Origin of the sequence: Jeongeupia chitinilytica (assembly GCF_014652315.1) — a bacterium.
GTDB classification, from domain to species: Bacteria; Pseudomonadota; Gammaproteobacteria; order Burkholderiales; family Chitinibacteraceae; genus Jeongeupia; species Jeongeupia chitinilytica.
The window spans coordinates 634,523-659,016 of sequence record NZ_BMYO01000001.1 but is presented as its reverse complement, the minus strand read 5'-3'; the positions used below and the strand labels follow the sequence as shown (position 1 = coordinate 659,016).

The window sequence follows — 24,494 nt, the reverse complement described above, 5'->3', positions numbered from 1 at the left end:
CCGGCGACCCAATCAGCATGCAGTGATCCGGGGCCGATAAAAAGCTGCAAATGCGAATCAATTGCGTTTCTCAAACGAAAAATTCCGTACGACAAAAGTCCCAAGCAAGTTTTTCGGGCATCGTTATGCCGGTCGGATACCACACCAATAATGATTTTCATTATCATTTAAAAGCAGATCGCAAGTCCCCTGAGCAACACCGGGAGCCCAGTGTGCAAAACCGCCGGCGTCCGGGCCATCCGGCCCCGTCCCGAGGGTCGGTCCGGCCCAGCCAGCGGACGTCCGGACCGGTGTGCAATCACTGAGACCTGCACAACGGTCCCGGCAAGACGCACCGATGCAACCGGGTTTTGCGAACCGCTTTTACCCAGCGCAGCGAAGCACAGACCGCTGCCCAACCCCCGGATCCAAGCGATCCAGGCCGTGCCGCACGCCCGTGCCCGGCCACCCCGAAGCCTTGCGAGGACGCCATGAATTCCAAGCTGCTCGACGCCAATCCGCTCGCCGCCACCCCGATTGAAACCCCGGTTGCCGCCAACACCCTGCTGGACGACTACGGCGACGACGCCACCTTCTTTTACGCCTCGCCACGGCTCACCTTCCTGGGCAAGGGCCTGCATGCCCGGCTGCGCGAGCCGGGCCGCGAGGCCTTGCTGGCCCATCAGGTCGGTGAACTGCTCGCCGGTGCCCGCCAGGCGGGTATCGCCGCGCCGATCGTCGCCGGCGCCCTGCCCTTCGACGCCGACGATGCCGCCGTGCTGTTCGTGCCCGAACAGATCATCCGCGCCGGCCGGCTGGCGCACGGCCAGATTCGCGCCGCCGCGCCACAGCCGCTGCGGGGCGAGATCCGCCAGGTGCCCGAAGCGGCGGTCTACCACCACGCGGTCGAAGAAGCGCTGCACCGTTTTGCGACAACCCCGCTGGAAAAAGTCGTGCTATCGCGCGCACTCGAAGTCCATGCCCCGGGCGGCATCGACGCGCGCGCACTGCTGACCCAGCTCGCCGCCCACAACCCGAACGGCTTCACCTTCGCGCTCGATCTGTTCGAACGTGGCGGCCACAGCATTCACCGGCCGCTGCGGCTGATGGGCGCCAGCCCGGAGCTGCTGGTCTCGCGCCATGGCCGCACGCTGACCGCGAATCCGATCGCCGGCACGCTGCCGCGCAGCAAGGATCCGGTCGAAGACGAGGCACGCGGCCAGTCGCTGCTCGCCTCGGTCAAGGACCTGCACGAGCACGCGCTGGTCGTCGATGCCGTGGCCAAATCGCTGGCGCCGCTGTGCAGCACGCTGATCGTGCCGCCGAAGCCCTCGCTGATCAAAACCGCGACGCTGTGGCACCTGTCGACCATTGTCCACGGCGAAGTGGCCGACCCGTCCACCAGCGCGCTCGATCTGGCACAGGCGCTGCATCCGACACCGGCCGTCTGCGGCCATCCGCGCGATCTGGCCCACGCGGCGATCCGCGAGCTCGAACCGTTCGAGCGCGGCCTGTTCACCGGCATGGTCGGCTGGATCGACGAAACCGGCGACGGCGAGTGGGCAGTCACCATCCGCTGCGCCGAGGTCGACTCGGACAAGGTTCGCCTGTTCGCCGGCGCCGGCATCGTGCCGGCATCGACCCCGGAAAGCGAACTGATCGAAACCGCCGCCAAATTCCGCACCATGCTCAATGCGATGGGGCTGGACGTTCCGCTGGAGGAGCTGCTGTGACCGCCGCCCCCCCTCTCCGCCATCTCGACGGCTTCACGCCGTGGCCGAACACCGTGGCTGAACGCTACCGCGAACTCGGCTACTGGCGCGGCGAGCCGCTCGGCGCCATGCTGGCCCGCGTCGCCCGGCAACATCCGGGCCGTACCGCGCTGATCTGCGGCAAGCGCCATATCTCCTACCGCTATCTCGACGAGCGCGCCAGCCAGTTGGCCGCCGGCTTTGCCCGGCTCGGCATCGCGCCGCAGGACCGCGTCATCGTGCAGTTGCCGAACATCGCCGAGTTCTTCATCGCCTGCTTCGCGCTGTTCCGCCTCGGCGCCATCCCGGTCATGGCGCTGCCGGCGCACCGCAGCGCCGAGATCGGTTTCTTCGCCGAAACCACCGGTGCCACCGCCTACGTGATCGCCGACCGCCACGGCGGCTTCGACTACCGGACGCTGGCGCGCGACGTGCAGGCGCACAACCCGGCACTGCAGCACGTGGTCGTCGTCGGCGACGCGGCCGAATTCACCGACCTCGATGCGCTATACACCGAACCGGCCGCACAGGCCAACGTCGACGCGTCGCAGGTCGCGCTGATGCAGCTGTCCGGCGGCAGCACCGGTACGCCGAAGCTGATTCCGCGCACCCACGACGACTATCTGTACAGCGTGCTCGAGAGTGCGCGGATCTGCGGCTTCGATGCCGATACGGTCTATCTGGCCGCACTGCCGGTGTCGCACAATTTTCCGCTGTCGTCGCCGGGCACGCTGGGCACGCTGTGCGTTGGCGGCACCGTGGTGCTGGCGCGTGATCCTTCACCGGAAACCGCCTTTCCGCTGATCGCGACGCATCAGGTCAGCGTCACCGCGCTGGTACCGGCGCTGGCGCTGCTGTGGCTGCAGGCCGCACCGCAGCACGCGCCGCTCGCCTCGCTGCGGATGCTGCAGGTCGGCGGTGCCCGGCTGTCGGTCGAGGCGGCACGCAAGGTCAGACCGCTGCTCGGCTGCCAGCTGCAGCAGGTATTCGGCATGGCCGAAGGCCTCGTCAACTACACCCGCGCCGGCGATCCGGAAGACCTGGTGATCCAGACCCAGGGCTGCCCGATCTCGCCGCATGACGAAATCCGCGTCGTCGACGACGACGACATCGACGTGCCCCACGGCGAGACGGGCCACCTGCTCACCCGCGGGCCGTACACGATCCGCGGCTACTACAAGGCCGCCGAGCACAATGCCCGTGCCTTTACCGCCGACGGTTTCTACCGGACCGGCGACCGCGTCCGGCTGACGCCCGAGGGCTATCTCGTCGTCGAAGGCCGCAGCAAGGACCAGATCAACCGTGGCGGCGAGAAGATCGCCGCCGAGGAAGTGGAAAACCACCTGCTGTCGCATCCGCAAGTGCGCAACGCCGCGCTGGTGGCGATGCCCGACAACTGGCTCGGTGAAAAGAGCTGCGCCTTCATCGAACTGACCGGTCCGAGCGAGACACCGGCCTTGCGGCTGGCGCTGCAGCTCAAGACCCATCTGCAGGGCCGCGGCCTTGCCGCCTACAAGATTCCCGACCACATCGAGTTCGTCGATGCCCTGCCGCTGACCGCGCTCGGCAAGGTCAGCAAGGAAGCGCTGCGCCACCGGCTCGCCCGGTCCGCCTGAGCCCTCCCGCACCCGACTATCGACACGACCCGACCTACGAAGAGCATTCCCATGGCCATTCCCCGCATTGCTTCCTATCCGCTGCCGACCGCTGCCGACCTTCCGGCCGGCAAGGTCGACTGGACCCCCGACGCCCGTCGTGCCGTACTGCTGGTGCACGACATGCAGCGGTACTTCGTCGACTTCTACGACCGCACGCAAGCGCCGGTGCCCGAGCTGATCGCCCGCATCCGCGCGCTGGTCACCCGCTGCCGCGCGCTCGGCATTCCGGTGGCCTATACCGCGCAGCCCGGCAACCAGAAACCCGAAGACCGTGCCCTGCTGACCGACTTCTGGGGGACCGGTCTCGCCGCCGACCCGGCGCTCACCGACATCGTCGCCGAGCTGGCGCCGACGCCGATCGACACCGTCTTCACCAAATGGCGCTACAGCGCGTTCAAGCGCAGTAATTTCGAGCAGTGGATCAAGGACGCCGGCCGCGACCAGCTGATCATCTGCGGCGTCTACGCCCACATCGGCTGCCTGTCGACGGCGCTCGAAGCCTTCATGCTCGACATCCAGCCCTTTCTCGTCGCCGATGCCGTCGCCGATTTTTCGCGCGACGAGCACCTGATGGCGCTGAACTACGCCGCTGGTCGCTGCGCGAAGGTGACGGCACTGGCCGATACGCTGGCCGCGCTGCCGCTGCCGGCCCTGACCGCCGGTCTGGTGCGCAGCGACGTGGCGGCGCAGATGCAGCTGACCCCGGCCGAGCTGCAGGACGACGACAACCTGCTGCTGCTCGGCCTCGATTCGATCCGCCTGATGGCGCTGGTCGAACGCTGGCGCGCGCTCGGCGCCGACGTCGGCTTCGTCGACCTGGCCGAGACGCCGACGCTGGACGCTTGGACCGCAAGGCTGTGCGGCGAGGCCGCCCATGCCTGATCACAACGGGACATCCACCGCGGGGCTGCCGATATCTGAATCAGAAGCGGCCCTGCCGCTCAGCGAGGCACAGCTCGGCATCTGGCTCGGCCAGCAGCGCGCCGGCTTCGACAGCACCGTCTACCACGCGGCCGAAGCACTGATCCTCGACGGTCCGCTCGACGTTGCGGCCTTTACCCGCGCACTGACGCTGACGCTGGCCGAAGCCGAGGCACTGCACGTGCGTTTCGTCGAGACCGACGGCCAGCCGGTGCAGATCGCCGGTGTTCCCCCCCGCGCACTGCAGGTTCGAGACTTCGGCGGCGACGCCAGTGCCGACCATGGCGCACTGGCGGCCGCCTTCGACGCCGAACTCGTCAAACCGTTCTCGCTGCCGGACGGCCATGTGTACGACCATGTGCTGTTCAGGCTTGGTCCCCAACGGCATGCCTGGCTGCAGCGCGCGCACCACATCGCGCTCGACGGCTTCGGCTTCAACCTGATCGCCCGGCGCGTCGCCGAGCAGTACCGCGCGCTGACCGGCGGCCAGCCCCCATCCGCAAACGCCTTTGCCGCGATGGCACCGGTGCTCGCCGAAGAATCGGCCTATCTGGCGGACAAGGCCGTCACCGACCGCGACTACTGGCTGGCGACGCTGGCCGGTGGCGCCGAACCACCCTCGCTGTCGAGCCGCACGCCCGACGCCCTCGCGCGCGGCTTGCGCGCCGGCGGACGGCTACCGGACACACTTGCCGCCAGCCTGAAACAGCGCGCGCGCGAGTTCGCCGTCGACTGGCCGGAACTGCTGCTTGCCGTCATCGCCGGCTGGCTGCAACGCGAACGCGGCGGCGGGGAAACCACGCTCGGCCTGCCGGTGATGCTGCGGCTGGGCAGCGCGGCACTGCGCGTACCTTGCATGGCGATGAACATCATTCCGCTGCGCACCACCACACCCGACACGGCCGATCTGCGCATGCTGGCGCAGACAACCCGCGCGGTCATGACCGGCGCACGCCGCCACCAGCGCTACCGTTACGAGCGGCTGCGCCACGACCTCGCCGCGTCGGCGGACCATCCTGTCAGGCCGTTCGGCACCGTCGTCAACATCATGCCGTTCGATTACCCGCTGGCCTTCGGCAATTGCACCGCCAGCGTGCACAACGTCTCGGCCGGACCGGTCGACGATCTGTCGCTGGCGGTCTATGTGCGCGGTGACGCCCTTTACCTCGATCTCGACGGCCACCCGGAACGCTACGACCGCAATGCGCTGGCCCGCCATCGCAATACGCTGCTGTCGCTGCTGGAGAACTGGCTGGCGCTGCCGCAGACGGCGCTGGCGGATTGGCCGACGGTGCCGCAGGTCCTGCATGGCGAGCCGCCGGCATCGGACGCCAGCAACGTGCCGGCCCGAATCGCCCGCCAGGCCGCCCGGCAACCCGGCGCGGTCGCGCTCGTCGACGGCCCGCTGACCTACAGCTACGCGGCGCTGCATCTGGCCGCGCTGCAACTGGCCGGACGGCTCGCCACCGCCGGCGTCACCCGCGGCGACCTGGTCACCATCCGTTTGCCGCGCGGCAGTCAGGCCGTGATCGCCCTGCTGGCGATCCACTACGCCGGTGCCGGCTATGTCGCGCTCGACCCGAGCCACCCGATGGCACGGCATCAGGCCGTGCTCGATCAGGTGCAGCCGCGCGTGCTGCTTGCCGACAGCGACAGCGGACTGAACCTGCCGAGCAGCACGACACTGCTGTCGCCGGCGGGCGGCGCACATGGCACCCCCCTCGCGTCCCCGGTCGTGACGGGCGACGACGATCCGGCCTACCTCGTGTTCACCTCGGGTTCGACCGGCGCACCCAAGGGCGTCGAAATCCGTCACGGCGCATTGGCGCACTTTGTTGCCGCCGCGGCGCAGCGCTATGACATCAGCGGCGCCGATCGCGTGTTGCAGTTCGCGCCGCTGACCTTCGACGCCAGCGTCGAGGAAATTTTCGTCACGCTGTCGGTCGGCGCCACGCTGGTGATCCGCGACGATGCGATGCTCGAATCGATGGGCGATTTCCTCGCTGCCTGCGCGCGTGAACGCATCACCGTGCTCGACCTGCCCACGGCGTTCTGGCACGAACTCGCCTACAGCCTGTCAACGCAATCGCTCGTGCTGCCTGCCGATCTGCGCGCAGTGATCATCGGCGGCGAAGCGGCGCAAGCCGAGCGGCTGGCGCAATGGCAAGCCGTCGCCGGCGAACACGTCCGGCTGTTCAATACCTATGGCCCGAGCGAATCGACCGTCGTGGCCACCAGCGCCGACGTCTCGGACTGGCATCCCGCCGGTGGCGACAGTGCCCTGCCAATCGGCATCCCCTTGCCCGGCCTCGCCGCCGTGCTGCTCGACGCCGACGGCACGCCGCTACGCGGCCATGACGTCGAAGGCGAGCTGTACCTGATCGGCCCGACGCTGGCCGCCGGTTATCACGGCCGCGCCGACCTGACCGACGAACGCTTCGTCACGCTGGACACCCTGCCCGGCGCGCCCCGCGCCTACCGCACCGGCGATCGTGTCCGCTGTCTGAACGGCGTGCTCTACTTCGCCGGCCGCGTCGACGACGAGTTCAAGATCAGCGGCTATCGCGTCTCGCCGCTCGAAGTCGAAACCGCGCTGCTGCGCCACCCGCAGCTGAAATCGGCGGCAGTGCTCGGCCAGACGCGCGCCGACGGCAACAAGCAGCTGGTTGCCCACCTTGTCGCAGACGCCACTAGCGATCGCAGCGTCGACACCGCCAGCCTGCGTGCATTCCTTGCCGAAACGCTGCCGGCGGCGATGATCCCGACAGTGTTCCACTTCGCCGCATTGCTGCCGACCAATGCCAGCGGCAAGATCGACCGCAAGGCACTGGCGACCCTTGCACTGGAGGACACCGCGGCCGTCACCGTCGACGATCCGCTGCTCGCCACCGTACTGGCCGTGTGGTCGCAAATTCTCGGCATCACGCCGATTGCGCCCGATGCCGATTTCTTCGCGCTTGGTGGCCAGAGCCTGCAGATGATCCAGATGGCCAACCGGCTCAGCGGCGAACTCAAGCGCCCGGTGCAGGTCGCCACGCTGTTCCGCCATCCGACCCCGGCGGGACTGGCGCAGGCGCTGGCTGCCGGCGAAACGACCGCGCACACCGGCATCAGTGCGGCGATGCTCGCCGATGCCGACGTTCCGGAAAACTGGTTCACCCCTGCCTCGGCGGCGGCGCGGCTTGTCGCAACGCCCTCCGGTAGCCACGCGGCATCGGCCGTTCCGCCGCAGCGCATCCTGCTGACCGGCTGCACCGGTTTTGTCGGCGCCCACCTGCTCGACCGCCTACTGCGCGAAAACGCGGCGACCATCGTCTGCCTGGTCCGCGCCGGCAGTGACGGCGAAGCGCTCGAACGCGTGCATGTCGCACTGGCCCGCCATGGTCTGTCGCGCCCGTTGCCGGTCGGGCGGATCGAGGCGATCGCCGCCGATCTGGCCGAGCCGCAACTGGGCCTGAGCGATGCCCGGTTCGCCGAACTCGCCGGCTCGATCGACACGATCTGGCACAACGCCGCGCAGGTCAGCGTCGTCCGCGACTACCGGAGCCTGCGCGCCGCCAACGTGCTGGCGACGCGCGAGCTGGTCCGCATGGCAGCACCGCAGCGCGTGCCGCTGCACTACATCTCGACATTGGCGGTGGCGCTGGCGCCCGAAGCGGCCGAGCGTTTCGTGCCGGCACACCGTGGTCTGGCCGACGGCTACCAACAGAGCAAATGGCTGTCGGAACACGTGCTGGAGAACGCGCAGGCCCGTGGCCTGCCGGTTGCCGTGTACCGGCTGGGGCGTGTCGTCGGTCCGCGTAGCCGGCCTTGGGTCAACCCGCAGGATCTGGTCTGGCGCATCGTCCGGGCCTCGGTGCGCGCCCGTTGCGCCCCGGCTTTCGATGTCGAAGAAGTCTGGACACCGGTCGACGTCGTTGCCGATACCGTGGTGCGGCTGGCCACGGCCGGCTCGGCAACCAGCTCGACGACAGCGGGCGGCGTCTACCAGCTGGCGTGCAACGGCAGGGTCGGTCTGGCCGACGTGTTCGCGGCGCTGACCGTGTTCGGCTATGCGCTCGAACGCTGCAGCATGCCCGAATGGCTGACCCGGGTGGCGCTGCACGCCGACGAAAACGATCGCGCGACACTGTCGTTCTTCGAAACGCGCAGCAGCAGTGACGTACTGCGCATGGGGCCGATCCGCCACGACCGCATCCTTGCACTATTGCCCGACGCCGACGCCGCACCGATCGACCGGGGCACGCTGTTCGCCTACTTCGGTCAGGCGGTCGCCAGCGGGTTGTTGCCGGCGCCGCTGACGCAGCCGGCCTAAACGCAGGTTGACGTGGGCCGGCCCGATCGGCCGGTCCACGCACTTGCATCAAGCTGTCTCTCGTCGTTGCGTTGCTATCATGACGGCTTGTCCGGATTCAGGAACGCCTTCATGCCCTTCCCGCTGCGCCATATGCTGGCCGCCCTTCTGGCCGCCGGCTTCGCCCAGTCCGCATCGGCCACCGCATTGAGCGAGTGCCTCGGTTTTGCGCCCAAAGACAAGGTCCTGATTGTCAACGCCGACGACATCGGCATGCATCCGGACCTCGACAGGGCCGCGTTCGCGCTGCTGGACCGGCAGAAAATCCAGGACCTGTCGATCATGCCGCCGACGCCGAATTTTGCCGCCGCAGCGAAAATGGCAAGGGACCGCAAACTCGCAATCGGCGTACACCTGACGCTGACCAACGAGTGGCAGGACAAGCAGCCCTGGGGCAGCGTGCTGCCGAAAGCCGAGGTACCGTCGCTGTACAACCCGCAAGGCCGGCTATGGGCCACGACACAGGAGGTCGCCAAGCATGCCGATCCGGTCGAGGTGAAGAAGGAGCTGCTGGCGCAGATTGCCAAGGTACGCGCAGCCGGGCTGACGATCACCCATCTCGACGCGCACATGGTGTTCTGGGCCGCCAGTCCGGCGCTGCTGAAAATCTACACCGAGCTGCCCCGCGAAACCGGCATCCCGATCGTGATGCAGGGCTTCTTCATGCCGGTGGCCAAACAGCTGGAAGCCACGCGCCAGATGCAGGCCGAGGGCATCGTCACACCCGATGCCTATTTCATGCACTACAACCCGGACCAGCGCAAACCCGGCCAGCGCTACGCCGGCTACGACAGCTGGATCACCACCCTGCCGGCCGGCATCAGTCATCTGGCCATCCACCCGGCCGAAGACAGCCCGTCGTCACGCACCAGCATCGCCGATCTGGTCCTGCGGCTGTCGGACTTCGAAGTCTGGAACGGCGCGGCGATCCAGCAGCTCGGCAAGGACCTCAAGCACACCGACTACCATGCGATGCGGGCGCTGCAGGAAAAGGTCAATGCCGGCGGCAAGCACTGCCTGAGCCGCTGACCGTCCGGATCAGCGGCCCAGCGTCGCCCCGCCGTCGACGACGATGTCCTGCAGCGTCACATGATTGGCGGCATCGGACAACAGGAACAGCACCACACCGGCAATGTCCTCCGGCGTGGCGATCTTTTTCAGCGGAATGCCGAGCCGGTAGCCGTCGAGCGAGCCGGCAATCACCCGCGCGGGGCCGCTGTCGTCGGTCCACAACTGCCGCTGCATTTCGGTGTCGGTCGAGCCGGGCGAGACGATGTTGCAGCGGATGCCGTACTCGGCGAGTTCGAGCCCGAGACAGCGGGTGAATTGCGCCGACGCGGCCTTCGACGCGCAGTACGCCCCCATCAGCGTGCGCGGTGTCGACGCCGCGTTCGAGCCGACGGTGACGATCGCACCCTTGCGGCGCGCCTGCATCCGTGTGGCGACGGCGCGGCTCAGGTGGAACACCCCGTGGGTGTTGACGGCGAAGGTTGCCATCCAGTCGTCGACCGGCAGCGCGGTCAGTGCGCCCATGCGCAGGATGCCGGCCACATTGGCCAGCGCGCCGATCGCACCGATCTCGGCCTCGATCTGCGCCACGGCCCGGTCGACCGCCGCGGCATCGCACACGTCGAGCACCAGCGGCGTCACGCCGGCGACGCCGGCATAACGTCGCGCGAGCACGTCGGCATTGCTGTCGAGCGCGACCACCTGCGTCCCCTGCGCCACCAGCGCGTCGACCACGGCGGCGCCGATGCCCTGTGCCGCACCGCTGACGACGGCGATTCCGCTTGTTGCTGCCATGTTCCGCTCCGGATTTCGTGAGCCCCGAAGCTAGCATCAACGCGGCTCGACGCCATTTTGGCCAGCGCCGATTTCCTTTGAATCCGAGAAATTTTATGCGTCCGCCGCCGCAGGCTTTGCCCCCGAGGACGACCGCATCGTCATGCGAGCGACGCCAGTCGGGGTTAAGATTGCAACCATGGTTTCTGACAACGACTTTCCCGCTCTGGCCGTCCTGCCGTCCGGCGTGTGCATGAGCGCGCAACGCTTCGGTTTCGACGAAGCCGCGCTGCAACGCTACGATCCGGCCTTGCTGCCCGCGGCCTTGGCCGGCGCGGCGCTCAAGCGCAAGGTCGAGTTCCTGGCCGGCCGCTACTGCGCCCGGGATGCGTTGCGGCAGGCCGGTCATGACGGCGAGGCCGCGCTGGCCGTCGGCGACGACCGCGCACCGCAATGGCCGGCCGGCTGGGTCGGCGCAATCACGCACAGCCACGGCACTGCCCTTGCCGCCGTCGCCCCGGCCGCGTTGCAAGCAGGGCTCGGCATCGACGTCGAGCCCTGGGTCGACGCCGCCCGTGCCGAGCGCCTGCGTGATCAGGTCGGCACGACCGCCGAATGGCAGCACTTACCGGCCGGCACAAGCGAAGCCGAATGGTTCACGTCGGTGTTTTCGATGAAGGAAAGCCTGTTCAAGGCGCTGTACCCGCAAGTCCGCCGCTACTTCGGCTTTCACGATGCCGAGGTCGTTGCCGCCGGCACCGGTACGGCGACGCTGCGGCTGACGACAACGCTGTCCGACGCCTGCCCGCAAGGTGCCGAGTACACCTTGCAGCTCGCGCGCAGCAACGATTTCGTGCTCTCGCTGTGTGCGGTCCCGGCCGGCCATCAGGGCTGACCCCGCTACAGTGATGTATACCGCCCCACCCCCTTTCCGGATGACCGCATGACGCTGACCGCCCAGATCGCACTCTTCCTCGCCGCAGCCGTCGCGCTGGTGCCGTTGTTCCGGCTCAGCGGACTCGGCGCCGTGCTCGGCTACATGACCGCCGGCGTGCTGATCGGGCCGTGGGGGCTCGGCCTCGTCAGCCAGGTCGACAGCATCCTGCACTTTGCCGAACTCGGCGTCGTGCTGCTGCTGTTCATCATCGGCCTCGAACTGCAGCCCAGCCGGCTGTGGGTGCTGCGCCGTTCGGTCTTCGGTCTTGGCGGCGCCCAGGTGCTGCTGACCGGCAGCGTACTCGCCGGCGCGGCCTTGCTGTTCGGCCTGACCGTCGAGGCTGCCGTCGTCGCCGGTTTCGGGCTGGCGCTGTCGTCCACCGCCTTCGTGCTTCAGATGCTCGCCGAGAAAAAGGAGCTGACCGCCCGCTATGGTCGCGACAGCTTCGCCATCCTGCTGTTTCAGGATCTGGCGGTCATCCCCTTCCTCGCGGTGCTGCCGCTGCTCGGCGTCGCCGCGATCAAGAGCGCCGAACCCGGCTGGCTCGGCGCCCTGCGCGTGACCGGCATCGTCGTCGGCGTCATCCTTGCAGGCCGGCTGCTGCTGCGGCCGGCGCTGCGGCTGATCGCCCGTTCGGGCAATCCGGAAGTGTTCACCGCGGCGACACTGCTGGTGGCGCTCGGCACGGCCATCCTGATGGAAAACGCCGGGCTGTCGATGTCGCTCGGCGCCTTTCTCGCCGGCGTGCTGCTCGCCGATTCGGAATACCGCCACGAACTCGAAGCCAACATCGAACCGTTCAAGGGCCTGCTGCTCGGGCTGTTCTTCATCGCCGTCGGCATGTCGACCAATCTGGGGCTGCTGTCGACCAAGGGGCTGCTGATCGCCGGCCTGATCGCCGGGCTGGTCGCGGTCAAGTTCGCCGTGCTCTACCTGATCGGCCGGATCAGCAAGGCCGGCGACTTTCATGCCCGCCGGCTCGGCGTCGCACTGGCGCAGGGCGGCGAGTTCGCCTTCGTGCTGTTCAACCTCGCCGTGCAACAGAAAGTGATGGATCAGCCTCTGGCCGACCTCCTGGTCATCGTCGTCACGCTGTCGATGGTCGCCACACCGTTCATCGTGTATGCGCACGAGCACTGGCTCGCGCCGCGGCTCGACCGCAAGCCCAAGCGCGAATTCGACGTGATCGCCCCCGAACACGCGACACCGGTCATCATTGCCGGCTTCGGCCGCTTCGGCCAGATCGTCGGCCGGGTGCTGCGGCTTAAGAAGATCGGCTTCACCGCGCTCGAAGTCAGCGCCGACCAGGTCGACTTCGTCCGCCGTTTCGGCAACAAGGTGTTCTATGGCGATGCCTCGCGGCTCGACCTGCTCCGTGCCGCCCGTGCCGACGAAGCCAAGGTCTTCGTGCTGGCAATCGACAACATCGAGGCTTCGCTCAAGACCGCGCAGATGGTGCGCGAGCACTTTCCCGACCTGAAGATCTACGCCCGTGCGCGCAACCGTTTCCACGCCTACCGGCTGATGGATCTCGGCGTGACCGCGCTGCAGCGCGAAACCTTTCTCGACAGCCTCGAACTTGCCGGTCAGGTGCTGACCGGGCTGGGACTGAGCGATGCGCGCCGCGACCGTACGCTGGCGCTGTTCCGCGCGAACGACGAGTCGCTGCTGCAGCGCCAGCATGCGGTGTCGCACGACGAACAGCAGATGATCCAGGCGACGAAGGACGCGATGCGCGAACTCGAAAGCCTGTTCGAATCCGACAGCAGTGCCGTGGACAAGGAGGACAACGCGTGAACGACGAAAGGGAAAACCGCTGGTTGCTGTGGCTGGTCGCCATCGGCTTCTTCATGCAGACGCTCGACGCGACCATCGTCAACACCGCGCTGCCGTCGATGGCGGCCAACCTCGGCGAAAGCCCCTTGCGCATGCAGTCGGTGGTGATCAGCTACATGCTCACCGTTGCGCTGCTGATGCCGGCGTCGGGCTGGCTGGCCGACCGCTTCGGCACCAAGCGCGTCTATCTGGCGGCGATCATCCTGTTCACGATCGGTTCGCTCGCCTGCGCGCAGGCGCACGCGCTGTGGCAGCTGGTCATCGCCCGCGTCATCCAGGGCATCGGCGGCGCCATGCTGCTGCCGATCGGCCGGCTGGCGGTGCTGCGCGCGTTTCCGCGCACGCAGTTCCTCGCGGCGATGAGCTTCGTCACCATCCCGGGACTGATCGGCCCGCTGATCGGCCCGACGCTGGGTGGCTGGCTGGTCGTCTATGCTTCGTGGCACTGGATCTTCCTGATCAACATACCGATCGGCATCCTCGGCGCCATCGCCACGGCACGCTTCATGCCGGCCTTCTTCGGCACCGACCAGCAGCGTTTCGACACCGCAGGCTACCTGCTGCTGGCATTCGCGATGGTGACGATTTCGGTCTCGCTCGACGGCCTGGCCGAACTCGGGCTGAAAACGGTGATGGTGACGCTGCTGCTGATCGCCGGGCTGGCCGCAATCTGCGTCTACGTGCTGCATGCCGGCCGGCACGAGAAACCGCTGTTCAGCCTGACGCTGTTCCACGTCCGCACCTACACGATCGGCGTCTGGGGCAACCTGTTCGCGCGGATCGGCGCCGGTGCCGTGCCCTTCCTGATCCCGCTGATGCTGCAGGTCAGCCTCGGCTTCTCGCCGCTACAGGCCGGGCTGATGATGCTGCCGACCGCCGTCGCCGGCCTCGCCGCCAAGCGCTGGGTCACGCCGCTGATCCAGCGCTTCGGCTACCGGCGCGTGCTGGTCTCGAACACCTTCCTGACCGGGCTGATGATCATGAGCTTCGCGCTGTTCTCGGCCAACGAACCGCTGTGGCTGCGCATCGTCCAGCTGGCGCTGTTCGGTGGCGTCAACTCGATCCAGTTCACCGCGATGAACACCCTGGCGCTGAAGGATCTGGAAACCTCGCAGGCTTCGGAAGGCAACGGCCTGCTGTCGATGATCATGACGCTGTCGATGAGCCTCGGCGTCGCCGCCGCCGGTGCAATGCTCGGCGCTTTCAGCGACTACTTCGGCCATGCCGAGGCCGGCACGGCGCTGAGCGCATTCCAGGTCACGTTCGCCTGCGTCGGCGTCATCACCGCGATCAGCGCATGGATCTTCTGGCAGCTCGACCCGAACGACCGCGAATGCAGCGAAGCGGGACATGTCGAGCTTGAGTGAGGTCAACGCTGGCGGCATGACGCCATGAAAAACGCCGCCCTCGGGCGGCGTTGTCGTCTGCGGCAGGCGTGATCACGACACCACGTTGCGCGGCTCACCGCGCAGGAAGGCATCGACGTTGTCGATCAACTGGTCGGCCAGCCGCTGCATCGTCTCGGCGCCCGCCCAGGCAATATGCGGCGTGATGATCAGGTTGGGCAGGTCGACATCGAGCAGCAGGTTGCCGTTGCGCGGCGGCTCCTCGATCAGCACATCGAGCCCGGCACCGCCGATGCGGCCGGTCTGCAGAGCTTCAAGCAGCGCCGTTTCGTCGATCAGTCCGCCCCGGGCGGTGTTGATCAGTACGGCGTCGGATTTCATCAGGCCCAGTTCGCGCTCTGCGATCATGTTGCGGGTCCGCTCGTTCAGCGGGCAGTGCAGGCTGATGACGTCGGCCTGCGCGATCGCCTGATCGAACGGCACGTAACCGGGGCGCAGACTGGTTGCTTCCTTCTTCTCGGCAAAGATCACATGCATGCCGAGCGCGCGCGCCAGCTTGCCGAGCGCCTGACCGAGCGCGCCACTGCCGACGATGGTCAGCGTGCCACCGGCCAGATCGTGCAGCGGCGCACCGAAATGGCAGAAACCCGGTGCGCGCTGCCATGCGCCACCGGCCAGATCGCGCCTGTACGACAGTAGCTGGCGTTTCAGTGCCAGCATCAGCATCAGTGCGTGTTCGGGCACGCCGGCCGTTGCGTAATCGCGGATGTTCGACACGACGATGCCGCGGTCCCGGCAGGCGGCCAGATCGACGATGTTGTAACCGGTCGCCGCGACAGCAATGCACTTGAGCTCTGGCGCGCCGTAGATCAGCTCGGCAGTCAGCGGCACCTTGTTGCTGATCGCCACCGTCGCCGTCCTCAAGCGCTCCCTCGCCTCGTCGATGCCGGTTTGTGCATATTCGACCCAGCGGTGCGGCGCCTCGGGCCGGCGCACCGTTGCGGGCAGGGTTTCGCGATCGAGGAAGACGATTTCGGGGCTCATGACGGCTCTCCGGGCAAGGGGTTGAAATGGCCTGCTGCGAATTCGACCAGCGCCGCGCCGATTTGCTCCGCAACCGGTGATTGTTTTGTCCAGTGGTGCCAGAAAAGCGGCACCGTCAGCGTGGTTGCGCCCAGTCCGACCAGACGGCCGGCACGCAGGGCCGCGGCCGCCTGTGCCTTCGGCACCACCGCATAGGCGATGCCGGCGAGCGCGGCGGCGTAGAGCGCGTTCGACTCGGGGATCACGTGTGCCGGATAGCTGCCTTCGGCCAGACCATGCGCTTCACGCAACCAGCGCCGGTGCAGGCTGTCGCGATGGGCGAACACCGCAGCCGGTGCGGCGGCCAGTGTCGCGGCGTTCAGGCCGGCCTTGAAGTAGCGTTCGGCAAAATCAGGGGTTGCGACCGGAAGGTAGTCCAAACCGCCGAGCGGCCGTACAGCGCAACCGGGCACCGGCGCCGCCTCGCTGGCGATGCAGCCGACGACGGCGCCGCGCCGCAGCGATTCGAGCGTGTACGCCTCGTCGTCGATCACGCAGTCGAGCAGGATGTGCTGCGCCGCCAGCGCCGGCGCCAGCGCGGCGATCAGGCCGACGGCAAGGCTGTCGGCGTTGACGCCGATCGCCACGCTGCGCCAGGCGTCGGCCGCGCCGGCGTCGCGCGCCAGTTCGGCCTCGAGCTGCTGCACCCGCCGCACGTGCGCAAGCAGCCGTTCGCCTTCGGGCGTCGGTGCGACCGGATCGCGCGACAGCAGCACGCAGCCGTGTTTTTCCTCGAGCTGGCGAATCCGCTGCGACACCGCCGACTGGGTCAGGTGCAGCCGGCGCGCGGCACCGTCGAAGCTGCCGGCGCGGGCAACCATATCGAGCGCTTCGAGGAGCTTGTAGTCGAGCATTAGCGGCGCTGATCGGCAATTAGAAAAGAATGTTTTACCACGCCGCGCCGGGCTGGTTGAATACGCGGCGACAATCAATCCCGCAATCCATCCCGATTCCCGAAGAGATACCCCGATGAAACCGGTCAACGGCCCGCAGCTTGCTTCCCTCGCCCGCCAGTACGGCACCCCGCTCTGGACCTACGACGCGGCGGTGATCCGCGAACGCATCGCCCAGCTGCAGCAGTTCGACGTGATCCGTTTCGCGCAGAAAGCCTGCTCGAACACGCACATCCTCAGGCTGATGCGGGCGCAGGGCGTGAAGGTCGACTCGGTGTCGCTCGGCGAGATCGAGCGCGCACTGGCCGCCGGCTACGACGCCAGGGGCGACCATCCGGGCATCGTCTTCACCGCCGACCTGCTCGACGAGGCGACGCTGGCCAAGGTCGTCGAGCACGGCATTCCGGTCAACGCCGGCAGCCCGCAGATGCTGGAACAGCTCGGCCGCGTCAGCCCGGGCCATCGCGTCTGGCTGCGCATCAACCCGGGTTTCGGCCACGGCCACAGCCAGAAGACCAACACCGGCGGCGAAACCAGCAAGCATGGCATCTGGTTCGAGCATCTGGCCGAGGCGTATGCACTGATCGACCAGTACGGCCTCGATCTGGTCGGCCTGCACATGCACATCGGTTCGGGCGTCGATTACGAACACCTCGGCAACGTCTGCGGCGCAATGATCAAGGAAGTGAAGGCGTCGGGCCGCGACCTGAAGGCGATCTCGGCCGGCGGCGGCCTGTCGATTCCGTACAGGGTCGGCGGCGAACGCATCGACACCGCCCACTACTTCAGCCTGTGGGACGCGGCACGCAAGGAAATCGAGGCGCATCTCGGCCACCCGGTCACGCTGGAAATCGAACCGGGCCGCTTCCTCGTTGCCGAATCGGGCAAGCTGGTCGCCGAAGTACGGGCGATGAAGGACGTCGGCAGCAACCATTTCGTGTTCTGCGACGCCGGCTTCAACGACCTGATGCGCCCGGCCATGTACGGCAGCTACCACGAAGTCTCGCTGCTCGACGCCGATGGCCAGCCCAAGCAGGGTGGCGAGCGCGCCAGCGTCATCGCCGGGCCGCTGTGCGAGTCGGGCGATGTGTTCACGCAGGGCGAAGGCGGTACGGTAACGCCGCGCGATCTGCCGGCAGCCGAAGTCGGCGACTGGATCGTCTTCCACGACGGCGGTGCCTACGGCGCGAGCATGTCGAGCAACTACAACACCCGGCCGCTGATTCCCGAAGTCCTGATCGACGGCAGCGACACCCGGCTGATCCGCCGCCGCCAGACCGTGGCCGAACTGCTGGCACTCGAATCGGTATGATGAAAAGGGAATTTTGTAACAAAGAGTACACTTCCCCCTGCTGCTAGAATGCCGACGGCCCCTGTTTCAGGGGCCGTTTTCATACAAGACAACAGGAGAGGCGATGCTCGCACTCGATACTTACGGCACGCTCGTTGCCGCCTCGCTCGTGCTGCTGTTCGGGCGCAAGATCGTCGCCGTCACCCCGCCGCTGCGTGCCTACAGCATTCCCGAACCCGTTGCGGGCGGCCTGCTGGTTGCCATCGTCCTGCTGCTGGCGCGCATCACCGCCGACGTCCAGGTGCAGTTCGATACCAGCATCCAGACTCCGCTGATGCTGGCCTTTTTCGCCAGCCTCGGCCTCGGCGCCGATCTGGCCAGCCTGAAAAAAGGCGGCAGGACCGTCGCGATCTTCCTGTTCGTCGTGCTCGGCCTGCTGCTGGTGCAGAACACGCTCGGCGTCGCGATCGCGACCGCACTCGGCCTGAATCCGCTGATGGGCCTGCTGGCCGGCTCGATCACGCTCTCGGGCGGCCACGGCACCGGAGCGGCCTGGAGCAGCGTGTTCACGCAGACCTACGGGCTCGAATCGGCGACGGAAGTCGCCATTGCCTGCGCCACTTTCGGCCTCGTGCTCGGCGGGCTGATCGGCGGACCGGTCGCGCGGCATCTGGTCAAGAAAGTCGCGTTGCCCACCGGCGAAGCCGCCGACACCTCGCACCCGATGGCGTTCGAGCAGCCGAAGGCGGTCCGGCTGATCACCGCTCAGGCCTTCATCGAAACTCTGGCGCTGATCGTCGTGTCGCTGGCCGGTGGCCAGATGATCGCCGGCTGGCTCAACGGCACCTGGCTGGAACTGCCGACCTTCGTCTGCGTGCTCTTCGTCGGCGTGGTGCTGCGCAACGGCCTCGGCAAGCTCGGCTGGTATCACGTGTTCGACCGTGCGGTCTCGGTACTCGGCAACGTCAGCCTGTCGCTGTTCCTGGCGATGGCCCTGATGAGCCTCAAGCTGTGGGAGCTGACCTCGCTGGCACTGCCGATGCTGACCATCCTGACCGTCCAGACCGTCGCCATGGCGCTGTACGCGATGTTCGTCACCTTCCGCGTGATGGGCCGCAACTACGATGCTGCGGTGCTGGCCGCCGGCCATTGCGGCTTCGGCCTCGGCGCGACGCCGACGGCGATCGCCAACATGCAGGCCATCACCGACCGTTTCGGCCCGTCACACGTCGCCTTCCTCGTCGTACCGATGGTCGGGGCGTTCTTCATCGACATTGCCAATGCGATCGTGATTAAACTGTTCCTGTTCCTGCCCATTTACGGCTAGGGTGACGCATCGTCACCTCGAGGAAATGATCATGGCCACCGCTCACGTCTACCTGGCCCCCGGGTTTGAGGAAGTCGAGTTCGTCAGCATCGTCGACGTGCTGCGCCGCGGCGGCGTCTTCGTCTCGACCATTGCGCTGGACGACACGCTGTCGGTCGAAGGCGCGCACGGCATCGTGATCCAGGCCGACCTGCCGTTCGCGGCGGTGGATGGCGAGATCGCCGATGCCATCGTGCTGCCCGGCGGCGGCCCCGGCACGCAGGCACTGGCTGCCAGCGCGGACCTCGCCGACCGGCTCCGTGCGTACCGCGATGCCGGCAAACGCGTCGCTGCGGTCTGTGCCGCGCCGACGGTGCTTGCCAAGGCCGGGCTGCTCGAGGGCAAGTCGGCAACGTGCTTTCCCGGCTGCGAGCCGGTGCTGGCCGGGCATGGTGCCACGGTCAGCACCTATCAGGTCGTTACCGACGGACTGATCACCACATCGCGCGCCGCCGGCACCAGCGGGCAGTTTGCCCTCGAGGTGTTGCGGCTGCTGGCCGGCGACGCCAAGGCGCTCGAGGTCGGCCGGGCGATGCTCTACCTCTGAGCCTTACTGCTGGACCCGCAAGCCGTTGAAGATCATGCCGCGGTCGCGGTTGCCTTCCAGACCCACGGTATACAGCGTCGTCCCCGCCGCATCCAGATAGGCGATCCCGTTCAGTTCGACACTGCCGCCACCACCGATGCATCCGGTGCCGGTCAGCGTCAGACCCATGTCGTACAGGTTTGCGGTTGAACGGGGGCTGAATTTGCCCGAGAACGTACAGCTGGTGCTGGTGCCGACCACGGTACCGTTGGCGTTGATGCTGAACGACACGCTGTCCGTCATCGTTCTGGTCGCGTAGCTGCCCTTGAACACGCCCGCCAGCTTTGCAAGGCTCGGCGTGCCCTCGTATTGCGACGAGTAACCGGTGTTGAAGGTGCCGGCCGCGGCGCCATTCAGCGTCAGCGTTTTCTTGGTCTGATAGGTGCCAGCCACCGATGGCTCGGTGCGGCTGTTGCCTAGCGCGTTCAGGTCGACCGTACTGGCCGTGCTCAGGATGCCATTCGCGGCGGTGAACTTGCCCTGCAACACACCGGCCAGCGTCGCCCCGGAATTCGGCAGCGAATACAGGAACCAGTAGCTGCCATCGTCGAGCACGAAACCGGTGACCGTCCGGTTGCTGCTCGTCGAACCGACCCACATGCCTTCGGCCGGACTGCGACTCCCGGTCGCGACCTCGCTGCTGTTCGTCGAACTCGTGGTGTCGGTGCTGCTTGGACTGCTCGGGTTGCTGGTGCTGGTCGGACTATTGGTACTGCTGGTGCCGGTCGTCCCGCTTGAGCCTCCCCCGCCACCACCGCCCCCGCCACAGGACGCCAACAGCGAACACAGGACCAGCCATTGGAAGTTCGACCGCAAGACACATGATTTGCTCATCATCGCCACCCTTTGGGGTTGTCAGCCTGCCTTTCCAAGCTATACAACCCTTCAAGGCGGCCCCAAGCGAACGCGTGCCCTTCCGTCGGATTCTGCGGAACTTGTCAGCCGGCCCTGGCCAGCTGGTAAATGGTCTTGCCACGCAGCTTGAACAGGTCGGCCGAGTGGTAAAGGTTCTCCGAATGCCCGACGAACAGCAGCCCTTCGGGCTTCAGCAGCGGTGCAAAGCGCTGGAGGATGCGCGCCTGCGTCGGCTTGTCGAAGTAGATCATCACGTTGCGGCAGAAGATCGCATCGAACGGTCCGCGGACATGCCAGGTCGGCGCGATCAGGTTCAGCTGGCGGAACGTGACCAGCGACTTGAGTTCGGGCCGGACCTGATAGCGGCCATCGGGCTGGCGGACAAAGAAGCGCCGCACACGCGCAGGATCGAGCTTTTCGACGTCGTCACCGCTGTAGATGCCGGTACGGCCGGTTTCGAGCACATGGGTGTCCAGATCGGTTGCAATGATCTGCACCGGCGGCGTCAGGGTGTCGAAGGCCTCACAGGCGCTGATCGCCATGCTCCATGCCTCTTCACCGGTACTGCTGGCCGAACACCACAGCTGCAGGGTACCGCCACGCTCGCGCTGCGCACGCAGCTGGTCGATCAGTGCCGGAAAATGGTGCGCTTCGCGGAAAAACGACGTCAGATTGGTCGTCAGCGAATTGGTGAACAGCTCGAACTCGCGCGTATCTCCCGACTCGATCCGGTGCAGGTACTCACCAAAACTGTTCAGCCCCAGCGCACGCAGGCGCCGCGCCAGCCGGCCGTAGACCATGTCCTCCTTGCCCGGCGCCAGCGCGATGCCGGCGTAGTCGTAGATCATCTTGCGGATCTTGTCGAAATCCTGCGTGGAAAACGGAAATTCGCGGGACGGAGAAGTAAACATGGGAATCCTTGAATCCGGTGTTCAGTGACGGGCCAGATGCGTGGCCAGCCGTGATGCATAGTCGAGCGGCACAACCAGCTGGCGCTGCCCGGTCTCGGCCAGCAACAGGTTAAGCCGGCCCAGCCGGTCGGCCAATACGGCCTTTTGCGCATCGTCGCTGATGTCGGCCAGTTGCAACGCCAACTCGACCGCTTCCTTGTGCATCTCCAGTTCGGGCGGCAGGTAGCCGGCGTTCTTCAGCACGCGATATGCAATCCGCTGGTGCTCGGGGACGAGCGGGTCGATGTCGTCGGGCAAGGGCTGGCCGGCACCGGGCAGGTTGTCGAGTTCACCGGCATCGCGCGCCTGTGCGATCCGCCGTTCAGCCAGTTCGGTCAGAAACCACATGCCCTGTCCCTCCTACAACCCCAGCTCGGCCCAGATCGCATCGATACGGGCGACGACATCGGGCTGGCGCTCGATCACCCTGCCCCATTCGCGGTTCGTCTCGCCGGGCCACTTGTTGGTCGCGTCGAGCCCCATCTTGCCGCCGAGGCCCGAAACCGGGCTGGCGAAATCGAGGTAGTCGATGGGCGTGTTCTCGACCAGCACGGTGTCGCGCACCGGGTCCATCCGCGTGGTGATCGCCCAGATCACTTCCTTCCAGTCACGCGTATCGACGTCATCGTCAACGACGACGATGTACTTGGTGTACATAAACTGGCGCAGGAAGGACCACACGCCGAACAGCACGCGCTTGGCGTGGCCCGGATACTGCTTTTTGATCGAGACGATCGCCATCCGGTAGCTGCAGCCTTCGGCCGGCAGGTAGAAGTCAACGATCTCGGGAAACTGCTTTTGCAGGATCGGCACGAACACTTCGTTCAGTGCCACGCCGAGCATCGCCGGCTCGTCCGGCGGCTTGCCGGTGTAGGTGCTGTGATAGATCGGGTTGTCGCGGTGGGTGATCCGGTCGATCTCGAACACCGGGAACCAGTCCTGCTCGTTGTAGTAACCGGTATGGTCGCCGTACGGTCCTTCGAGCGCGTGCAGGTAGCCGCCGATTTCCTTGACCGGTACGCCATGCCCGGACACGCCCTCGAACCCCGGTGCGCACGGCTTGATCGCGCCCTCAAGCACGATCTCGGCCGTCGCGGGCACTTGCAGATCACTGCCGACGCATTGCGTCAGCTCGGTCTTGCTGCCGCGCAGCAGTCCGGCGAACTGGTACTCGGACAGCGTATCGGGCACCGGCGTCACGGCACCGAGGATGGTCGCCGGGTCGCACCCGAGCACCACGGCGATCGGGAAATCTGTGCCGGGATGCTGCTTGGCATGCTCGCGAAAATCCAGCGCGCCGCCGCGATGCGCCAGCCAGCGCATGATGACCTGATTCTTGCCGATGACCTGCTGGCGATAGATGCCGAGATTCTGGCGCTTCTTGTTCGGCCCGCGCGTGACCACCAGCCCCCAGGTGATCAGCGGCGCCACGTCGCCGGGCCAGCAATGCTGGACCGGAATCGTCGCCAGATCGACGTCGGGGCCTTCGACCACGTTCTGCTGCACGGCGCCCTTGCGGACTTCCTTCGGCGCCATCGACAGCACCTGCTTCAGGAGCGGCAGCTTGTCCCACGCATCCTTGAATCCCTTGGGCGGCTCGGGCTCTTTCAGGTAGGCCAGCGTCTTGCCGATCTCGCGCAGTGCGCTGACCTCCTGTGCCCCCATGCCGAGCGCAACGCGTCCGGGCGTGCCGAACAGGTTGCCGAGTACCGGCATCCTGTAACCGGGCACGTTCTCGAACAGGATGGCCGGCCCCTGCGCGCGCAGGGTCCGGTCACAGATCTCGGTCATTTCCAGTACCGGCGACACCGGTATCCGGACACGGCGGGCTTCGCCCAGCGTCTCGAGCTGGGCAAAAAAATCGCGCAAATCCTGGTATTTCATCGCGGCAGAATCGGCCTGAAATCAAAGCCGTATTTGACCACAAAACCGGGCCCCAAAACGACAACGCCCGGCTCGGCCGGGCGCTGCGCGGGTTCTTGGCCGATCAGTCGACCGACAGCGTCATTGTCGCGCGGTAGCTGGCGCCCGGCGCCAGTTCGGCCGCGTTGTCGAACACGTCGCCGCGCTCGACGCACAGGTACTGCGACCACGCGTCGCCGATGTCGGCCATGTTCGCTGCAGACTCGGCCCACGGGTTCCAGACCACGGCGCTTTGCGTGGTGCTGTCGATGCGGATCGTCCGGCTCGGTGTGGTGATCGTCTGCACCGCCGGGACATTGACGTAGACGCGATCGGTCGGGCCGGCGAGCTGCAGCGCCCCGCTCTGGGCATGGCGGGTGTTCGCGCCACCAACGGTGTTGATGAACGTCGTACCGTCGAGGCCGCCGATGGTTGACTGCCGAACATCGTCAACCGCGAAATAGGTGTGGAAGGCCTGGCTGAACGCGACCGGGGTGCGGCCCCGGTGTTCGAAGCGGAGGTCGAGCGTCAGCGCACTGCCGACGGTCACCACCAGTTCGGCACGGAAGTCCTCGCCCCACAACTTCTGCGACAGGTCGCTTGGCTCCAGTACCAGCGTCACACGGGTGGCACCGTCCGCCACGGTCTCGGCGGCCGCAAGCTGCCACTGGCTGATGCGCGCAAAACCGTGTGCCGGCTTGCCGTCGGGATGACCGCCGAACCACGGCAGGCACAGCGGAATACCGCCGCGGATCGCCTTGCCTTCGGTAAACGCGACTTTCGGCGACAGCCAGAATACGTCCTCGCCGCCCGCCGGCACGAACGACACCAGATGCGCCCCCTGCAGCGCGATCAGTGCTTTGCCCTGTGCGTTTTCGACCGCCAGCAGCGGCAGTCCGCCCTCGCCACCAAAAACGGTCGACGACGAAATGATGGAGACGCCGTCTACATCGGTCAGGCGCGAATCGAAAGCGGAAAGCGAAGTCATGGTGTCATCCCGGGTA

The 24,494-nt window shown here is 66.8% G+C and carries 19 protein-coding genes; 11 read left to right on the top strand and 8 right to left on the bottom strand.

Annotated features, from left to right (window positions below):
- Positions 1-470 precede the first annotated feature (470 nt).
- The 5 genes from dhbC (at position 471) to IE097_RS03125 (ending at position 9,692) form a co-directional block, all read left to right on the top strand.
- Positions 471-1,712, top strand: coding sequence for an isochorismate synthase DhbC (gene dhbC, locus IE097_RS03145; RefSeq protein ID WP_189458660.1), 1,242 nt, complete (start codon positions 471-473; stop codon positions 1,710-1,712).
- Positions 1,709-3,346 carry a (2,3-dihydroxybenzoyl)adenylate synthase gene (locus IE097_RS03140; RefSeq protein ID WP_189458659.1) on the top strand — a complete coding sequence of 546 codons (1,638 nt, stop codon included), beginning with the start codon at positions 1,709-1,711 and terminating at the stop codon, positions 3,344-3,346. Before dhbC ends, IE097_RS03140 begins: the two co-directional genes overlap by 4 nt.
- Positions 3,347-3,397: 51 nt before the next feature.
- Positions 3,398-4,270 (top strand): isochorismatase family protein, encoded by an 873-nt coding sequence (locus IE097_RS03135; protein WP_189458658.1) that lies wholly within the window; start codon positions 3,398-3,400, stop codon positions 4,268-4,270.
- Positions 4,263-8,624: a non-ribosomal peptide synthetase gene (locus tag IE097_RS03130; RefSeq protein WP_189458657.1), complete on the top strand. Its 4,362-nt coding sequence runs from the start codon at positions 4,263-4,265 to the stop codon at positions 8,622-8,624. The genes IE097_RS03135 and IE097_RS03130 overlap by 8 nt, the downstream gene beginning before the upstream one ends.
- A gap of 111 nt (positions 8,625-8,735) precedes the next feature.
- Complete coding sequence (locus tag IE097_RS03125; RefSeq protein ID WP_229797396.1) at positions 8,736-9,692, top strand: polysaccharide deacetylase family protein; 957 nt, start codon at positions 8,736-8,738, stop codon at positions 9,690-9,692.
- Positions 9,693-9,701: 9 nt separating this feature from the next.
- Here the strand turns inward: IE097_RS03125 and IE097_RS03120 are convergent, their stop codons facing one another.
- On the bottom strand, positions 9,702-10,466 hold the full coding sequence (locus IE097_RS03120; RefSeq protein WP_189458656.1) for a 2,3-dihydro-2,3-dihydroxybenzoate dehydrogenase: 765 nt from the start codon (positions 10,464-10,466) through the stop codon (positions 9,702-9,704).
- Positions 10,467-10,644: 178 nt separating this feature from the next.
- Between IE097_RS03120 and IE097_RS03115 the strand changes: the two genes are divergently transcribed.
- The 3 genes from IE097_RS03115 to mdtD are packed head-to-tail and all read left to right on the top strand — an operon-like array spanning position 10,645 to position 14,585.
- On the top strand, positions 10,645-11,340 hold the full coding sequence (locus IE097_RS03115) for a 4'-phosphopantetheinyl transferase family protein (RefSeq protein ID WP_189458655.1): 696 nt from the start codon (positions 10,645-10,647) through the stop codon (positions 11,338-11,340).
- Between the two features lie 48 nt (positions 11,341-11,388).
- Positions 11,389-13,179: a monovalent cation:proton antiporter-2 (CPA2) family protein gene (locus IE097_RS03110; RefSeq protein ID WP_189458654.1), complete on the top strand. Its 1,791-nt coding sequence runs from the start codon at positions 11,389-11,391 to the stop codon at positions 13,177-13,179.
- Entirely contained in the window at positions 13,176-14,585 is a 1,410-nt protein-coding gene (gene mdtD, locus IE097_RS03105; RefSeq protein ID WP_229797395.1) for a multidrug transporter subunit MdtD, read from the top strand. The genes IE097_RS03110 and mdtD overlap by 4 nt, the downstream gene beginning before the upstream one ends.
- A 72-nt stretch (positions 14,586-14,657) precedes the next feature.
- On the opposite strand, the gene IE097_RS03100 is transcribed toward mdtD, so the two are convergent.
- Positions 14,658-15,608, bottom strand: a complete 951-nt coding sequence (locus IE097_RS03100; RefSeq protein ID WP_189458653.1) for a D-2-hydroxyacid dehydrogenase — start codon at positions 15,606-15,608, stop codon at positions 14,658-14,660.
- Positions 15,605-16,501, bottom strand: coding sequence for an ArgP/LysG family DNA-binding transcriptional regulator (locus IE097_RS03095; RefSeq protein ID WP_189458652.1), 897 nt, complete (start codon positions 16,499-16,501; stop codon positions 15,605-15,607). The genes IE097_RS03100 and IE097_RS03095 overlap by 4 nt, the downstream gene beginning before the upstream one ends.
- Positions 16,502-16,616: 115 nt before the next feature.
- On the opposite strand from IE097_RS03095, the gene lysA reads away from it, so the two are divergent.
- From lysA to IE097_RS03080, 3 genes are all read left to right on the top strand, one after another.
- On the top strand, positions 16,617-17,852 hold the full coding sequence (gene lysA / locus IE097_RS03090) for a diaminopimelate decarboxylase (RefSeq protein WP_189458651.1): 1,236 nt from the start codon (positions 16,617-16,619) through the stop codon (positions 17,850-17,852).
- Between the two features lie 103 nt (positions 17,853-17,955).
- On the top strand, positions 17,956-19,158 hold the full coding sequence (gltS, locus tag IE097_RS03085; RefSeq protein WP_189458650.1) for a sodium/glutamate symporter: 1,203 nt from the start codon (positions 17,956-17,958) through the stop codon (positions 19,156-19,158).
- A 31-nt stretch (positions 19,159-19,189) separates the two neighbouring features.
- The gene (locus IE097_RS03080) at positions 19,190-19,744 is read left to right on the top strand and encodes a DJ-1 family glyoxalase III (RefSeq protein WP_189458649.1); all 555 of its coding nucleotides are present in this window, start codon (positions 19,190-19,192) and stop codon (positions 19,742-19,744) included.
- Between the two features lie 3 nt (positions 19,745-19,747).
- Here the strand turns inward: IE097_RS03080 and IE097_RS03075 are convergent, their stop codons facing one another.
- The 5 genes from IE097_RS03075 to IE097_RS03055 all read right to left on the bottom strand — a co-directional run bounded on the left by IE097_RS03075 (position 19,748) and on the right by IE097_RS03055 (position 24,478).
- Complete coding sequence (locus IE097_RS03075) at positions 19,748-20,599, bottom strand: hypothetical protein (protein ID WP_189458648.1); 852 nt, start codon at positions 20,597-20,599, stop codon at positions 19,748-19,750.
- Positions 20,600-20,721: 122 nt separating this feature from the next.
- On the bottom strand, positions 20,722-21,549 hold the full coding sequence (locus tag IE097_RS03070) for a CheR family methyltransferase (protein WP_189458647.1): 828 nt from the start codon (positions 21,547-21,549) through the stop codon (positions 20,722-20,724).
- Positions 21,550-21,570: 21 nt separating this feature from the next.
- Positions 21,571-21,936, bottom strand: coding sequence for a DnaJ family domain-containing protein (locus IE097_RS03065; RefSeq protein WP_189458646.1), 366 nt, complete (start codon positions 21,934-21,936; stop codon positions 21,571-21,573).
- A 12-nt stretch (positions 21,937-21,948) separates the two neighbouring features.
- Positions 21,949-23,472 (bottom strand): 4-hydroxy-3-polyprenylbenzoate decarboxylase, encoded by a 1,524-nt coding sequence (gene ubiD, locus IE097_RS03060; protein ID WP_189458645.1) that lies wholly within the window; start codon positions 23,470-23,472, stop codon positions 21,949-21,951.
- A gap of 103 nt (positions 23,473-23,575) precedes the next feature.
- The gene (locus IE097_RS03055) at positions 23,576-24,478 is read right to left on the bottom strand and encodes a D-hexose-6-phosphate mutarotase (protein ID WP_189458644.1); all 903 of its coding nucleotides are present in this window, start codon (positions 24,476-24,478) and stop codon (positions 23,576-23,578) included.
- Positions 24,479-24,494 lie beyond the last annotated feature (16 nt).